The sequence below is a fragment of the Bradyrhizobium liaoningense genome (assembly GCF_018130785.1).
GTDB lineage: Bacteria > Pseudomonadota > Alphaproteobacteria > Rhizobiales > Xanthobacteraceae > Bradyrhizobium > Bradyrhizobium liaoningense_A.
Genome location: NZ_JAFCJT010000006.1, coordinates 242,194 through 256,073 on the forward strand (window position 1 = coordinate 242,194; position 13,880 = coordinate 256,073).

At 65.4% G+C, this 13,880-nt stretch carries 14 protein-coding genes; 8 read left to right on the forward strand and 6 right to left on the reverse strand.

The genetic code is table 11. The annotated features are described in order from the left end of the window. Nucleotides 1-27 precede the first annotated feature (27 nt). The gene (locus JQ627_RS17025) at nt 28-621 is read left to right on the forward strand and encodes a GNAT family N-acetyltransferase (RefSeq protein ID WP_212485314.1); all 594 of its coding nucleotides are present in this window, start codon (nt 28-30) and stop codon (nt 619-621) included. Between the two features lie 19 nt (nt 622-640). Beyond that, a complete protein-coding gene (locus JQ627_RS17030; RefSeq protein WP_212485315.1) occupies nt 641-2,287 on the forward strand; it encodes a GMC family oxidoreductase in 1,647 nt (548 codons plus the stop codon). Nucleotides 2,288-2,466: 179 nt separating this feature from the next. Here the strand turns inward: JQ627_RS17030 and JQ627_RS17035 are convergent, their stop codons facing one another. Together JQ627_RS17035 and JQ627_RS17040 are read right to left on the reverse strand one after the other, a co-directional pair. Then, entirely contained in the window at nt 2,467-3,309 is an 843-nt protein-coding gene (locus JQ627_RS17035; RefSeq protein WP_008140272.1) for a MoxR family ATPase, read from the reverse strand. Nucleotides 3,310-3,401: 92 nt separating this feature from the next. Beyond that, on the reverse strand, nt 3,402-3,647 hold the full coding sequence (locus JQ627_RS17040) for a GlsB/YeaQ/YmgE family stress response membrane protein (protein ID WP_063981466.1): 246 nt from the start codon (nt 3,645-3,647) through the stop codon (nt 3,402-3,404). A 122-nt stretch (nt 3,648-3,769) separates the two neighbouring features. On the opposite strand from JQ627_RS17040, the gene JQ627_RS17045 reads away from it, so the two are divergent. The 3 genes from JQ627_RS17045 (at nt 3,770) to sseA (ending at nt 6,469) form a co-directional block, all read left to right on the forward strand. Continuing rightward, entirely contained in the window at nt 3,770-4,945 is a 1,176-nt protein-coding gene (locus tag JQ627_RS17045) for a VWA domain-containing protein (RefSeq protein WP_212485316.1), read from the forward strand. A 135-nt stretch (nt 4,946-5,080) separates the two neighbouring features. Next, nucleotides 5,081-5,494 (forward strand): rhodanese-like domain-containing protein, encoded by a 414-nt coding sequence (locus JQ627_RS17050; RefSeq protein ID WP_212485317.1) that lies wholly within the window; start codon nt 5,081-5,083, stop codon nt 5,492-5,494. A 123-nt stretch (nt 5,495-5,617) separates the two neighbouring features. Continuing rightward, a complete protein-coding gene (gene sseA / locus JQ627_RS17055) occupies nt 5,618-6,469 on the forward strand; it encodes a 3-mercaptopyruvate sulfurtransferase (protein ID WP_212485318.1) in 852 nt (283 codons plus the stop codon). A gap of 2 nt (nt 6,470-6,471) precedes the next feature. Here sseA and JQ627_RS17060 read toward each other — a convergent pair whose 3' ends face one another. After that, on the reverse strand, nt 6,472-7,266 hold the full coding sequence (locus JQ627_RS17060) for a hypothetical protein (RefSeq protein ID WP_212485319.1): 795 nt from the start codon (nt 7,264-7,266) through the stop codon (nt 6,472-6,474). A 368-nt stretch (nt 7,267-7,634) separates the two neighbouring features. Between JQ627_RS17060 and JQ627_RS17065 the strand changes: the two genes are divergently transcribed. Beyond that, nucleotides 7,635-8,837, forward strand: coding sequence for a L,D-transpeptidase (locus JQ627_RS17065; RefSeq protein WP_212485320.1), 1,203 nt, complete (start codon nt 7,635-7,637; stop codon nt 8,835-8,837). Nucleotides 8,838-8,893: 56 nt separating this feature from the next. Here the strand turns inward: JQ627_RS17065 and JQ627_RS17070 are convergent, their stop codons facing one another. Then, nucleotides 8,894-9,856: a D-2-hydroxyacid dehydrogenase family protein gene (locus tag JQ627_RS17070; RefSeq protein WP_212485321.1), complete on the reverse strand. Its 963-nt coding sequence runs from the start codon at nt 9,854-9,856 to the stop codon at nt 8,894-8,896. A 133-nt stretch (nt 9,857-9,989) separates the two neighbouring features. Further along, nucleotides 9,990-10,205 carry a hypothetical protein gene (locus tag JQ627_RS17075; RefSeq protein ID WP_028152324.1) on the reverse strand — a complete coding sequence of 72 codons (216 nt, stop codon included), beginning with the start codon at nt 10,203-10,205 and terminating at the stop codon, nt 9,990-9,992. 236 nt (nt 10,206-10,441) lie between these two features. Here JQ627_RS17075 and ettA point away from each other — a divergent pair, with 236 nt between their 5' ends. Beyond that, entirely contained in the window at nt 10,442-12,091 is a 1,650-nt protein-coding gene (gene ettA / locus JQ627_RS17080) for an energy-dependent translational throttle protein EttA (RefSeq protein WP_063689542.1), read from the forward strand. Between the two features lie 7 nt (nt 12,092-12,098). Further along, complete coding sequence (locus JQ627_RS17085; protein WP_212485322.1) at nt 12,099-13,325, forward strand: lytic murein transglycosylase; 1,227 nt, start codon at nt 12,099-12,101, stop codon at nt 13,323-13,325. Nucleotides 13,326-13,424: 99 nt separating this feature from the next. Here the strand turns inward: JQ627_RS17085 and JQ627_RS17090 are convergent, their stop codons facing one another. Then, nucleotides 13,425-13,706 carry a hypothetical protein gene (locus JQ627_RS17090; protein ID WP_212485323.1) on the reverse strand — a complete coding sequence of 94 codons (282 nt, stop codon included), beginning with the start codon at nt 13,704-13,706 and terminating at the stop codon, nt 13,425-13,427. Between the last annotated feature and the right edge of the window lie 174 nt (nt 13,707-13,880).

Genomic DNA, 13,880 nt, shown 5'->3' on the forward strand with positions numbered 1-13,880 from the left:
TCGCAATGACAACGGAGAGAGACTTCAATGCCCTGGCCTGATCCCATCACCCTGCGTGGACAGCACGCCCGTCTCGAGCCGCTGTCGCGAGAGCACCGCGAGGGGCTGGTGGAGGCCGTGAAGGACGGCGAGCTCTACACGATCTGGTATACTGCGATCCCGACGCCGGATAATGTGGCGAAGGAAATCGACCGCCGGCTCGGCCTTCAGGCCGCGGGCTCGATGCTCCCCTTCACCGTGTTCGATGGCAGCGGCAAGATCGTGGGCCAGACCACCTACATGAACATCGATGCCGCCAATCGGCGCGTCGAGATCGGCTCGACCTGGTACGGCAAAAGCGCGCAGCGCGGGCCGCTCAACACGCAGTGCAAGCTGCTGCTGCTCACCCACGCTTTCGAAACGCTGGACTGCATTGCGGTGGAATTCCGCACGCACTTCTTCAACCACCAGAGCCGCCGCGCGATCGAGCGCCTGGGCGCCAAGCAGGACGGCATCCTGCGCAGCCATCAAATTGCGCCGAACGGCACGCTGCGCGACACCGTGGTCTACAGCATCACCGCGGCCGAATGGCCGACGGTGCGGACGCATTTGAACTATCAACTCAACGACAAGCCGCGCTGAGCGGCTTCTGGCGGGCATCATGGATAGATTTGACTATGTGATCGTCGGCGCGGGCTCCGCCGGCTGCGTGCTGACCAGCCGGCTGAGCGAGGATCCGAACGTGAGCGTCTGCGTGCTCGAGGCGGGCCCGAGCGACTGGCATCCCTACATCCATCTGCCGGCGGGCTTCATCAAGACCTTCCACATGAAGAGCATCAACTGGGCCTACCAGCAGGAGCCGGGGCCCTGGACCGGTGGGCGCAGCATCTACGCGCCGCGCGGCAAGACGCTGGGCGGCTCGTCCTCGATCAACGGCCACATCTACAATCGCGGCCAGCGGATGGATTTCGACACCTGGGCGCAGATGGGCAATCGCGGCTGGGGTTATGCCGACGTGCTGCCTTACTTCAAGCGGCTGGAGAAACGGGTCGGCGAGGGCGAGGACGCCTATCGCGGCCGCGACGGCAACCTCACCGTCACCACCATGGACTGGCGCGATCCGCTCTGCGAGGCCTTCATGGAAGGCGCGGTCTCGCTCGGCATTCCCCGCAATCCCGATTACAACGGCGCTAAGCAGGAAGGCGTCTCCTACTGCCAGCGCACCATCAACAACGGCCTGCGAGTCTCCGGCTCGACCGCGTTCCTCAAGCCCGCGATGAAGCGGCCGAATGTGCATGTGCACACCCACGCGCACGCGACCGAGATCATCTTCGAAGGCAAGCGCGCTGTCGGCGTGCGCTACACCAAGGGCGGCCGCGGCGGCACGCCGGTGGAAGTGCGTGCCAACAAGGAGGTGATCCTCTCCGGCGGCACCTATAATTCACCGCAGCTGCTGCAGCTCTCCGGAATCGGCTCGCCCGATCTGCTCGGCGCGCACGGCATCCAGGTGCGTCACGCGCTGCCGGTCGGCGAAGGTCTGCAGGATCATTACGCGCCCCGCACGGTGGCGCGCGTCAAGGACATCAAGACCATCAATGAGCTCCGCCGCGGTTTCTCGCTGTGGATCGAGGCGCTGAAATGGGCGACCGCGCGCCGCGGCCTGCTCTCGCTGTCGCCGACCATGGTCTATTGCTTCTGGCATTCCGGCGAGAGCGCCGACTCGTCGGATCTCCAGCTCACCTTCACGCCGGCGAGCTACAAGGAAGGCGTGCAGGGCCAGCTCGAGGACGAGCCCGGCATGACGGTCGCGTCCTGGCAGCAGCGCCCGGAGAGCCGCGGCTATGTCCGCATCCGCTCCAACGATCCGTTCGCGCCGCCGATCATCCAGACCAACTATCTCGACGCCGAGCTCGACCGCCGCGTCATCGTCGGCGGCATGAAGCTCGCGCGCAGGCTTTTGAAGAGCGCCCCGCTGTCGCCCTATTACGCCTACGAGGATTTCCCGGGGCCGAACATCAACACCGACGACGAGTTCCTGGCCGCCGCCACCGAGCGCGGCACCACCACCTTCCACCCCGGCTGCACCTGCCGCATGGGCCCGGCAGATTCCACCTGGGCTGTCGTCGACGACCAGCTCCGCGTCCACGGGCTCGAGGGCCTCCGCGTCATCGACGCCTCCGTGATGCCGCGCATGATCTCGGCGAACCTCAACGCCTCGACGATGATGATCGCCGACCGTGCGTCGGACCTCATCCGCGGCAAGCAGCCGATGGACGCGGCGCGCATTCCGGATGCGGCGGTGGCGTGAGGCGGACTTCGTAGGATGGGTAGAGCGCAGCGAAACCCATCATCATGCAGCGCTCGCCGAAGCAGGATGGGTTTCGCTGCGCTCTACCCATCCTACAAGTCTTGCTGGATGCCCCGGTCAAGCCGGGCATGACACCGGTGGTGGGGCTGCAGCGGAGCGCTATCGCGCGACCGCGTGCCTCAGACTTCCCGCCGGCTCAAAAACGCCAGCCGCTCGAACAGGTGCACGTCCTGCTCGTTCTTGAGCAGCGCGCCGTGCAGCGGCGGGATCAGCTTGCGCGGGTCGCGTTCGCGGAGTTGCTCGACGCTCATGTCCTCGTTGAGCAGCAGCTTGAGCCAGTCGAGTAGCTCCGAAGTGGACGGCTTCTTCTTCAGGCCCGGGACCTCGCGGACCTCGAAGAAGATGCGCAGTGCCTCTTCTACCAGGCGCTTCTTGATGCCGGGGAAGTGGACGTCGACGATGCGGCCCATGGTGTCGGCGTCGGGGAACTTGATGTAGTGGAAGAAGCAGCGGCGCAGGAAGGCGTCCGGCAGCTCCTTCTCGTTGTTGGAGGTGATCATCATGATCGGGCGCTGCTTGGCCTTGATCGTCTCGCCGGTCTCGTAGACATGGAATTCCATGCGGTCGAGCTCGAGCAAGAGGTCGTTGGGGAATTCGATGTCGGCCTTGTCGATCTCGTCGATCAGCAGCACCGGGCGCTGCTCGGCGGTGAAGGCTTCCCACAGCTTGCCGCGCTTGATGTAGTTCTTGATGTCGGACACCCTGGCATCGCCGAGCTGGCTGTCGCGCAGGCGCGACACCGCGTCGTATTCGTAGAGGCCCTGCTGCGCCTTGGTGGTGGACTTGATGTGCCAGGTCAAAAGCGGCGCATTCAGCGCCTTCGCCACTTCCTCCGCGAGCACCGTCTTGCCGGTGCCGGGCTCGCCCTTGATGAGCAGCGGGCGCTCCAGCACGATCGAGGCATTGACGGCGACCTTGAGATCGTCGGTCGCAACATAGTCCTTGGTGCCGGTAAATTTCATCGTGCGTCCTTGTTGGTCGTCGGCCGGGCATCGCCCTGGTCCAACAAACGGAACGGCCGCTCATGGCGGCCGTTCCTGGTTCGGTCAGGCTTTCAGACCCGTTTTATCAGCGAAAGGATGACGAGCACAATCACCGCGCCGATGGTGGCATCCACGATGGCGCCGACCGTGCCGGTGGCCAGCGCAATATGCAGTTGCGGCAGCACCCAGCTCGCGACCAGCGCGCCGATGATGCCGACGACCATGTTGCCGATCAGCCCAAATCCCGCCCCATGGACAATCTTGCCGGCAAGCCAGCCGGCGATCGCGCCGATGATGAGCGCTGCGAGAATTCCCATTGCAAACGTCCCCAAAACAACCCCGGAGACGGGCAATTCTAGAGCAAAAAGCCAACCGGTCCAGCGTCCCGCGGCGAGCTCCGCCCCTTGACGTCGGCCACCCGACGGGCAATCTGTCACCCATGTTCCTGCAATTCTTCACTTCTCTGCGCGATGCGCAGGTCCCTGTCACGCTGCGCGAATACCTCACGCTGATGGAGGCACTCGACGCTGATCTGGCGGACTACACGGTCGAGAACTTCTACTATCTGTCGCGCGCCTCGCTGGTGAAGGACGAGCGCAACCTCGACAAGTTCGACCGCGTCTTCGGCACCGTGTTCAAGGGGCTGGAAAGCCTGCTCGATGCCATGGAGAAGGCGGAGATTCCCGAGGAGTGGCTGAAGAAGCTCGCCGAAAAGTACCTCAGCGAGGAAGAGAAGAAGCAGATCGAGGCCATGGGCTGGGACAAGCTCATGGAGACCCTGAAGAAGCGGCTCGAGGAGCAGAAGGGCCGGCACCAGGGCGGCTCGAAGTGGATCGGCACCGCCGGCACCTCGCCGTTCGGCGCCCACGGCTACAACCCCGAAGGCGTCCGCATCGGCCAGGAGAAGAACCGCAACAACCGTGCCGTGAAGGTGTGGGACAAGCGCGAGTTCAAGGATCTCGACGGCAATGTCGAGCTCGGCATCCGCAACATCAAGGTCGCGCTGCGGCGCCTGCGCAAGTTCGCGCGCACCGGCGCACCTGATGAGCTCGATCTCGACACCACCATTCGCGAGACCGCCAATCACGGCTATCTCGACGTCCACATGCGGCCCGAGCGGCGCAATGCGGTGAAGCTCCTGGTGTTCTTCGACATCGGCGGCTCGATGGACGCGCATATCGAGCAGGTCGAGGAGCTGTTCTCGGCGGCGAAGAGCGAGTTCAAGCACATGGAGTATTTCTACTTCCACAATTGCCTCTATGAAGGCGTGTGGAAGCAGAACAAGCGCCGCTTCACCGACCGCACGCCGACCTGGGACGTGCTGCACAAATACCCGCACGACTACAAGGTGGTGTTCGTCGGCGACGCATCGATGTCGCCTTACGAGATCATGGTGCCCGGTGGCTCGGTCGAGCATGTCAACGAGGAGCCGGGCTCGGTCTGGCTCGATCGCATCATCCACACCTATCCGCATTCGGTGTGGCTCAATCCGGTCGCTCAGAAGCATTGGGACTATTCGGAATCGACCACCATCATCAAACGCATCTTCGCCAACCGCATGTACCCGATCACGATCGAGGGGCTTGAGGGTGCGATGAAGGAATTGACGCACTGACTCTCGCCGCCGTCATTCCGGGGCGCGACGAAGTCGCGAGCCCGGAATCCATCGGGCCGCAGTCCGTGTAGATGAATGGATTCCGGGTTCGATGCTGGGCATCGCCGCGGAATGACGAAGAGAAGGGAGAACCACATGCCCCAGACCATCACCCGCGGCATCAAGGCGCTGATCGACGAGGCCAATGCCGAGATCGAGACGCTCAACGCCAAGGACGCCATCGAGATCTCCAAGAACGGCGACGTCGTCATCGTCGACATCCGCGACCCCCGCGAGATCGAGCGCGACGGCCGCATCCCCGGCGCATTCGCCTGCACCCGCGGCATGCTCGAATTCTGGATCGATCCGCAGAGCCCGTATGCAAAACCGGTGTTCCAGGAGGACAAGAAGTTCGTCTTCCATTGCGCCGGTGGCCTGCGCTCCGCGCTCGCCGCCAAGACCGCGCAGGACATGGGCCTGAAGCCCGTCGCCCACATCGCCGGCGGCTATGCCGCCTGGCGCGATGCCGGTGGCCCGACGGAGCAGTGGGAGCCGAAGAAGAAGGGCTAACTCTCTCGTCATTCCGGGGCGCGCGTAGCGCGAGCCCGGAATCCATTCATCCACCAACTCTGCTGCACGATGGATTCCGGGCTCGCCCTCCGGGCGCCCCGGAATGACCACAAGGAAACACCGATGGCCACCGACCCCCTCGTCTCCACCGAATGGCTCGCCGCCCACATCAACGACGCCAACGTCAAGGTGCTCGACGCCAGCTTCAAGCTGCCGGGCGTGCTGCCGCTGCCGAAGGACGACTATCTCGCCGCTCATCTGCCGGGCGCGGTGTTCTTCGACGTCGACGCGGTGTCGGATCATTCCAACCCGCTGCCGCACATGTATCCGAGCGCCGAGCAGTTCGGCCGTGACGCAGGCCAACTCGGCATCTCCAATGCCGACACCATCGTGCTCTACGATGCCGGCGGCTGGGTCGCCGCGCCCCGCGCGTGGTGGATGTTCCTGGCCTTCGGCCACAGCAATGTGCGCATCCTCGATGGCGGGCTGAAGAAGTGGCGCGCCGAGGAACGCCCCGTCGAGACCGGCGAGGTGAAGCCGAAGCCGGCGAACTTCAAGGCGAGCTACGATTCAAAGCGCGTGCGCAGCATGCAGCAGCTGATCGCCAACGTCGAAAGCAGCAAGGAGCAGGTGATCGACGCGCGCGCCGCCGACCGCTTCGAGGGCCGCGCCCCCGAGCCGCGCGCGGGCATCCGCTCCGGTCACATCCCCGGCGCGCGCAACGTGCCTTACAACCAGCTGTTCGATGCCGCGACCGGCACCATGAAGCCGCTCGACGATCTCCGAGCCGCCTTCGCGAACGCCGGCGTCAAGCTCGACGCGCCGATCGTGACGAGCTGCGGCTCGGGCGTGTCCGCCGGCGTGCTGACGCTCGCGCTCTATCGCCTCGGCATCACCGACACCGCGCTCTATGATGGTTCTTGGTCGGAATGGGGCCGGGAAAAAGGCCCGCCGATCGCGACCGGACCGGCGTAGCCTTACTGGCGCGTGCGCGCGGCCGTTGTCGCCAGCGCCTGCTGCGGGCCGAACGGATCATAGCTCTGCTGCAACTGCTGAGGCGGAGGACGCCGCACCACGCGGTGCCGCTTCTTCGCCTTCGCTTGGCGCTTGGTCGCCTTGCCGTCCGAGGCGCTGCTGTCCGCCTTGGTGTCCCGCTTGGTGTCCCCTTTGGCGCTCCCCTTGGCCTTCGCCGGCGCATCCTTCAAGGCCGTCGCCGCCGGATCGTTCAGCACGGCCAGCCTGGCCGAGGCAATGTCCGGCGCCGGGGAGGCGAGGGCCGCATCGGGATCGGCCGGCGCCGGTTCGCTGGCGGTCATCGCAGGCTTGGCCTCGGGGATCGATGCCGTTGTGTCGGCCGGGGTGAGTGTGTCGGCAGGAGCCGGAGCGATGGTTTCCGCCGTCGTCTCGGCCTGCGCCGGTTCGGCGGCCGGAGGCGCGGCCTCGGTGACCTGCGACTGCACGTCGGCCTCGGTGGTCAGGCCGGCCACCGGTTCGGGCTCGTTCGCTGGCAGGCCGATGGTCGGTACGCGGTCGCGCAGCGATGGCGTGGGCTCGGCGGCCGCCTCCGGCTCGGCGCGGAGGACCGCGAGCATCGGCTGGGCGGGCTCGGGAGCCTGCGCAAACACCTGCTCCTGCGGGCCGTTCCGCCAGGAGGGGTTGCTGACATACTGCTCGTGGGTTGCGCGCAGCAGCGCGGCGGCGCCCAGGCCGAACACCAGGATGGAGGTTGACAGCAGGATCGCGGCAAACAGGAAGCGAAAGCCGGGAAGCATCGAGGGGGTTGCGAATTTCCGCCCCGGCAGCGTGGTGGCCAGGGCCCATGAGCCATCTGAACGCGGTGACGGTACTGATTGCCGCGTTCGCCACGCCGGGATGGAAGCTCAAAGCGGCAGCGAATCAGGCTGATTCGAACATACCGCAACGATTCCGCGCCGTTCCCTTAAATTCGAGCCGATGACTCCGGCAATCCACGGTGTCAGGCGATTTCCGCCCCGTGATGCAACGGGGCAACTGTGTGCGCTTGCATCACAAATCGTCAAATCAGGCGCAAATGAACCGGTAATGTCTTGAATGTGCCGCTATCTTCGGTCATCTGGCCATTAACGGTCCGGATGGGCCCCGGGGCTATACAAGAGCGATGATGATCAAACATTTTCTGACGATATGCGCTGCCGCAACAGTCGCTGCGGCGGGAACCTCGCTCGCACAGGCTCAGAGCTATCCGGTCCAGCAGGCGCCGAGCTATGGCGCTCCGGCCGAATACCGCCCCGGCGATCGCACCCCGAATTTCGACGCGCTGGACGACGAAGACGACGCGATGCCGCAGGCGTCGCTGCCGCCGCCCGGCCCAGCCGACGATCCGCGCTACGGCCGCCCGGCTGGTCCTCCCGTCTATTCCGCCGCCCCGCCGCAGGGTCCGGTGATGTCGCCGGATGATCCGCGCTATGGCCGTCCGGCTGGCGCACCGCCGGTCTATTCGGCCGCGCCGCCGCAGGGCCCCGTGATGTCGCCCGACGATCCGCGCTACGGCCGTCCCGCCGGTCCGCCGCCGGTGATCTACGCCAATCGTCCGGGCCAGCAGGGACAGGCTCCCGCCAATGACGGTCTGCGACCGCCGGAGGCCGTTGGTGGCCCCGCCGCGACCGGGACGGTCCAGTCCGGCCAGCCGCCCGTCGGCGCCGACGGCCGGCCGATGACGATCGCTTCGCTGCCGCCCGAGGAGCAGCCTGACGCGGCACCGGCGCAGCTCTCGCCGAACCTGCGCCGCCAGGAGGTCTCGTTCCAGACCAAGGAGCCTGCCGGCACGCTCGTGGTCGATACGCCCAATACCTACCTCTATTACGTGCTGGGAGGCGGCCGTGCGATCCGCTACGGCGTCCGTGTCGGCCGCGACGGTTTCACCTGGACCGGCGTGCAGAAGATCACCCGCAAGGCCGAGTGGCCGGATTGGCATCCGCCGACGGAAATGATCGAGCGCCAGCCTTATTTGCCGCGCTTCATGGCCGGCGGCCCCGGCAATCCGCTCGGCGCCCGCGCGATGTATCTCGGCTCGACCGTCTACCGCATCCACGGCACCAACCAGCCTTCGACCATCGGCAAGTTCGTGTCGTCCGGCTGTATCGGCATGCTGAACGAGGACGTCTCGGACCTGTTCGACCGCGTCAAGGTCGGCACCCGCGTGGTGGTGATGCCGGGCGGCCCGCCGCCGGGGACGGCGACTGCCTCGGCTGCGCCGACGTCGGGCGCTGCGGGTCCGGCTCCGGTGTCCGCCCAGGCTGGTCCCGTTCCGGGCACGCAGCCGACGGTGGTGCCGCCGCTGCCCGCGCCGGTCACCGTGCGCTAAGCGCTGCGCGACAGTTCAGATTAGCGAAGGGCGTGCCGCGGCACGCCCTTTTCGTTTCAGGCCAGCTTCCGCGGCAGTTCGCTGCCTTTGGTGAAGGCGTCGATCGCCTCGACCATCTGCCCGTAATGGATGCGCAAGCCGTCCTCGGTGGCGTAGCCGAGATGCGGCGTCAGCACGAGATTGTCGAGCTTGCGGAAGGGATGGTCGACCGGCAGCGGCTCGACCGAGAACACATCAATCCCGGCACCCGCGATCTTCCTCTGCTGCAAGGCCTCCAGCAGCGCCTGCTCGTCCACGATCGGTCCGCGCGCGGTGTTGACAAGGAACGCCGTCGGTTTCATCCGCGCGAGGTCGTCGCGGCCGACCAGCCCGCGCGAGCGATCGCTCAGCACCACGTGGATGGTGATGATGTCGGCCTTGGCGAACAGCTCCTCCTTGGTGGCATAGCCGACGCCGGCCGCCCTGCACTTTTCCGGCGTAAGGTTCGGGCTCCAGGCGATCACGTTCATGCCGAACGCTTTCGCAATGCCTGCCATCTTGCTGCCGAGCTTGCCGAGCCCGACGATGCCGAGCGTCAGTCCCTCGATCTCGACGCCGGCAAAGGTCTGCCAGGGCTCGCCCGCATGCATGCGCGCATTCTCGCGGCCGATGCCGCGGGTCAGTTCGAGGATCAGGCCCATCGTCAGCGGAGCGGTCGGATCGCGGGAGTATTGCGTGCCGCCGATGGCAACGCCTTGCGCCTTCGCCGCCTCCATGTCGATCGAGGCGTTGCGCATGCCGGAGGTCAAAAGCAGCTTCAGCTTCGGCAGCGACGCGAACAGGCTCTTGGGGAACGCCGTGCGCTCGCGCATCGCGCAGATGATCTCGAAATCGGCCAGCGCGCTCGCTGCGGCCTGCTCCGAGGCAAAGGGATGGCTGAACACGGTGACGTCGACGCGGTCGGACAGTTTTTGCCAGTCGGCGACGTCGAGGGCGAGGTTGAAATAGTCGTCGAGAATTGCACAGCGCAGCCGCGTCATCAGCTTTCATCCATGGCGAGAGGTGATGGTGCCAGGCGAGGGGCGCCATCGTCGGAACCTGGCCATGGTTGCGCGCAATCGCGCCCGCGCGCAAGCAGCCGACGTGTTCAAAAATCCGATAGGAGGGAAGGGGTCAGAGGTCGCGAGGCTTGAGGCGGAACGGCGTGTCCATGCCGTGCTTGGCGCGCCAGGCGGGGCCGGGACCACGCATGTAGTGCAGCTCGGGGCGGTAAGGGTTGAAAGCGGTGGCGAAGAAGCGCTTCCAGAAGCCCTTGATCTCCGTGACGAGTCCGGAAGCGCTGCCGGCTCGTGCCGGAACGGCGATGGAATTGGTCTCGATCAGAGCCATGATGCGGCCTCGCTGTTCTCCCCGCCGCTTCTGCCGCGGGTGGCGTCTTTTTCGGCGCCATGACGAGCTTTGGCCTGCTTTATTAAAAAAAGGTTTCAATTGTCCGGATCGGTGGCCGGATGGTGTCCGACCCGTATTCATCCGTGGTGAACGGAGGGAAAACATTGCCCTTTGGGGGCGGGATCGTTACATCGGCGGCAAGCAAATTTCCTCAAATCGAAGGTTTCACGGGACCGATGGCGCGCCAGTTCATCTATTTCATGCAGGGCCTGACCAAGAGCTACCCGACCCGGAAGGTGCTCGATAACATTCATCTGTCGTTCTACCCGGACGCCAAGATCGGCGTGCTCGGCGTCAACGGCTCGGGCAAGTCGACGCTGCTCAAGATCATGGCCGGCCTCGACAAGGAGTATAACGGCGAGGCCTGGGTCGCCCAGGGCGCCCGCGTCGGCTATCTCGAGCAGGAACCGCATCTCGACCCGGCGCTCTCCGTGCGCGAGAACGTCATGCTGGGTGTCGCCAAGCAGAAGGCCATCCTCGATCGCTACAACGAACTGGCGATGAACTACTCCGAGGAAACCGCCGACGAGATGACCAAGCTGCAGGACGAGATCGAGGCCCAGGGCCTCTGGGATCTCGACAGCAAGGTCGACCAGGCGATGGACGCGCTGCGCTGTCCGCCCGACGATGCCGACGTGACGAAACTCTCCGGCGGTGAGCGCCGCCGCGTCGCGCTATGCCGGCTGCTGCTCGACCAGCCCGAGCTGTTGCTGCTCGACGAACCGACCAACCACCTCGACGCCGAGTCCGTGTCGTGGCTCGAAGGTCATCTGCGCACCTATCCCGGCGCGATCCTGATCGTCACCCACGATCGCTACTTCCTCGACAACGTCACGAGCTGGATTCTCGAGCTCGATCGCGGCAAGGGAATTCCCTACGAGGGCAACTACTCGTCCTGGCTGGTGCAGAAGCAGAAGCGGCTCGAGCAGGAAGGCCGCGAGGACGCCGCGCATCAGAAGACGATCGCCCGCGAGCAGGAATGGGTCGCGTCCTCGCCGAAGGCGCGCCAGGCCAAGTCCAAGGCGCGCTATCAGCGCTACGAGGAGCTGCTCAAGCAGGCGAGCGAGAAGCAGACCCAGACGGCGCAGATCATCATTCCCGTCGCGGAGCGGCTCGGCGCCAACGTGGTCGATTTCGAAGCGCTCAGCAAAGGCTATGGCGATCGGCTGCTGATCGACGATCTCACCTTCAAGCTGCCGCCCGGCGGCATCGTCGGCGTGATCGGTGCCAACGGCGCCGGCAAGACCACGCTGTTCAAGATGATCACCAAGCAGGAGACGCCGGACAAGGGCACGATCACGGTCGGCGAGACCGTGCATCTCGGCTATGTCGACCAGTCGCGTGATGCGCTCGACGGCAACAAGAACGTGTGGGAGGAGATCTCCGGCGGCAACGAGCTGATCCTGCTCGGCAAGAAGGAAGTGAACTCGCGCGGCTATTGCTCGTCGTTCAATTTCAAGGGCGCCGACCAGCAGAAGAAGGTCGGTGCGCTCTCCGGCGGTGAACGCAACCGCGTTCATCTGGCAAAAATGCTGAAGTCCGGCGCCAACGTGCTGCTGCTCGACGAACCGACCAACGACCTCGACGTCGACACGCTGCGCGCGCTCGAAGAGGCGCTGGAGGATTTCGCCGGCTGCGCCGTCATCATCAGCCATGACCGCTGGTTCCTCGACCGCATCGCGACCCACATCCTGGCCTTCGAAGGCGACAGCCACGTTGAATGGTTCGAAGGCAACTTCCAGGACTACGAGAAGGACAAGATGCGCCGGCTCGGCCAGGACAGCATCATTCCGCATCGCGTGAAGTACAAGAAGCTGACGCGGTGATCTGGGCATGATGCGGCGGGCGCTCATAGCTGCGGTGGTCGCCATCACCTGTGGCCTGTCGCCCGTCCGCGCCGCCGACGCCGCCTTCACCCAGTTCATCGCCTCGCTCTGGCCGGAGGCGCAGGCCGCCGGCGTGTCGCGCGCGACATTCGATGAACAGACGCGCGGGCTCGAGCCTGATTACAAGCTGCCCGACCTGATCCTGCCCGGACGGCCCGCGACCGGCGCACCGTCGCAGGCCGAGTTCGTGCAGGTGCCTGCCGACTACGTCAAGGAAGCATCGATCGCGCGGCTTGCGGGCGAGGGGCAGCGGCTGCTGCAAAAATATCGTCCGGCGCTCAGCGAGATCGAAAAGAAATCCGGTGTGCCGGCGACGGTGATGCTCGCGATCTGGGGCCGCGAGACCGATTACGGCCGCTACACGCTGCCTTACGATCTCGTGCGCGTGCTGGCGACGCAGGCCTATGTCGGTCGGCGCAAGGACACCTATCGCAACGAGTTCATCCTCTCGCTGAAGATCCTCGGCGAGGGCGTGGTGACGCGCAAGGACATGCGCTCGTCCTGGGCCGGCGCCACCGGGCTCACGCAGTTCCTGCCGTCGGAATACTATAAGCACGGCGTCGACTTCGACGGTGACGGCCGCATCGACATCTGGCATTCGGTGCCGGATGCGCTGGCCTCGGCCGCGCAGCAGCTCGTCAACAAGGGCTGGGAGAGCGGCGTGCGCTGGGCCTACGAGGTGCAGGCGCCGGCCAAGGTCGATTGCACCAGCGGCGTGCCCGAGGTGACGAAGCCGATCGGCCAGTGGTTGCGCGAAGGTTTTGCGCCGGTGCGCGGCGAGAAGCTGAGCGCCGCCGAGCAGGCGCAGCCCGCCTCGTTGCTGCAGCCGGAAGGCATTTACGGCCCGTCGTTCCTGACGACGAAGAACTACTTCGTCATCAAGGAGTACAATTTCTCGGATCTCTACGTGCTGTTCGTCGGCCATCTCGGCGACCGCATGACGAGCCCGCAGCCGTTCGCAACACCATGGGCGGCGTCGAAGCAGCTGCGCACCAGGGACGTCGAGACCATGCAGCGCGGGCTCACCCGCGTTGGGCTCTACAAGGACAAGATCGACGGCAAGGCCGGCATGCAGACGCGCGCTGCGCTCGGCGCCTACCAGAAGTCGGCAGGCCTCAAGGTCGATTGCTGGCCGAGCGAAGAGGTGCTGCGCTCGATCCAGGCGGCGCGGTAGCGGGCTCAGCTCTTCGCCAAAGAAAAAGCCCGGCCGAGGTGCTCGGCCGGGCTTCGATCGCGGCGCGGATGCGCCATGCGATCAGATCTTGCGATCAGATCAGTAGCAAACGCGAACCGGGCGGACGACCCAGCCGTAACCGTCCCAATAGCGCTGGCGCTGCCAGTAGCAGGGCGCGGGCGGCGGGGGCTCGGCCACGTAGACCGGTCCGCCATAGGCGGGACGGCTCGACGCGATGGCGCCGCCGACGATGGCGCCGCCGATCAGGCCGGCTGCAATGCCGGCGCCGACGCCGTCATGGGCCTTCGCGGACGGAGCGGCGGTCACCAGCGAACCGGCGATCATCGCAACCGTGAGGGCGGCAACAAAAGTCTTCTTCATGCTCTTGGCTCTCCTGGGAGATGGACGTCCCTTGTTAGGAGCATCCGGGTTTCAAAGGTTCACGCACACTCTGATGAAATCGACCATGCAGCTAGGAAGCGCGCAATTGGTCAATCCACGGTAAACGCACACGGAGCTGTGACGAGAAAAAGCGGTCTTTTTCGGGCCCGGAGA

Coding starts and splice junctions, on each gene's coding strand:
- sseA (WP_212485318.1), top strand. CDS start 5,618: ATGGCCACCGACCCCCTCGTCTCCACCGAATGGCTCGCCGCCCACATC.
- JQ627_RS17065 (WP_212485320.1), top strand. CDS start 7,635: ATGATCAAACATTTTCTGACGATATGCGCTGCCGCAACAGTCGCTGCG.
- JQ627_RS17070 (WP_212485321.1), bottom strand. CDS start 9,856: ATGACGCGGCTGCGCTGTGCAATTCTCGACGACTATTTCAACCTCGCC.
- ettA (WP_063689542.1), top strand. CDS start 10,442: ATGGCGCGCCAGTTCATCTATTTCATGCAGGGCCTGACCAAGAGCTAC.
- JQ627_RS17030 (WP_212485315.1), top strand. CDS start 641: ATGGATAGATTTGACTATGTGATCGTCGGCGCGGGCTCCGCCGGCTGC.
- JQ627_RS17040 (WP_063981466.1), bottom strand. CDS start 3,647: ATGGGAATTCTCGCAGCGCTCATCATCGGCGCGATCGCCGGCTGGCTT.
- JQ627_RS17075 (WP_028152324.1), bottom strand. CDS start 10,205: ATGGCTCTGATCGAGACCAATTCCATCGCCGTTCCGGCACGAGCCGGC.
- JQ627_RS17045 (WP_212485316.1), top strand. CDS start 3,770: ATGTTCCTGCAATTCTTCACTTCTCTGCGCGATGCGCAGGTCCCTGTC.
- JQ627_RS17085 (WP_212485322.1), top strand. CDS start 12,099: ATGATGCGGCGGGCGCTCATAGCTGCGGTGGTCGCCATCACCTGTGGC.
- JQ627_RS17060 (WP_212485319.1), bottom strand. CDS start 7,266: ATGCTTCCCGGCTTTCGCTTCCTGTTTGCCGCGATCCTGCTGTCAACC.
- JQ627_RS17090 (WP_212485323.1), bottom strand. CDS start 13,706: ATGAAGAAGACTTTTGTTGCCGCCCTCACGGTTGCGATGATCGCCGGT.
- JQ627_RS17025 (WP_212485314.1), top strand. CDS start 28: ATGCCCTGGCCTGATCCCATCACCCTGCGTGGACAGCACGCCCGTCTC.
- JQ627_RS17050 (WP_212485317.1), top strand. CDS start 5,081: ATGCCCCAGACCATCACCCGCGGCATCAAGGCGCTGATCGACGAGGCC.
- JQ627_RS17035 (WP_008140272.1), bottom strand. CDS start 3,309: ATGAAATTTACCGGCACCAAGGACTATGTTGCGACCGACGATCTCAAG.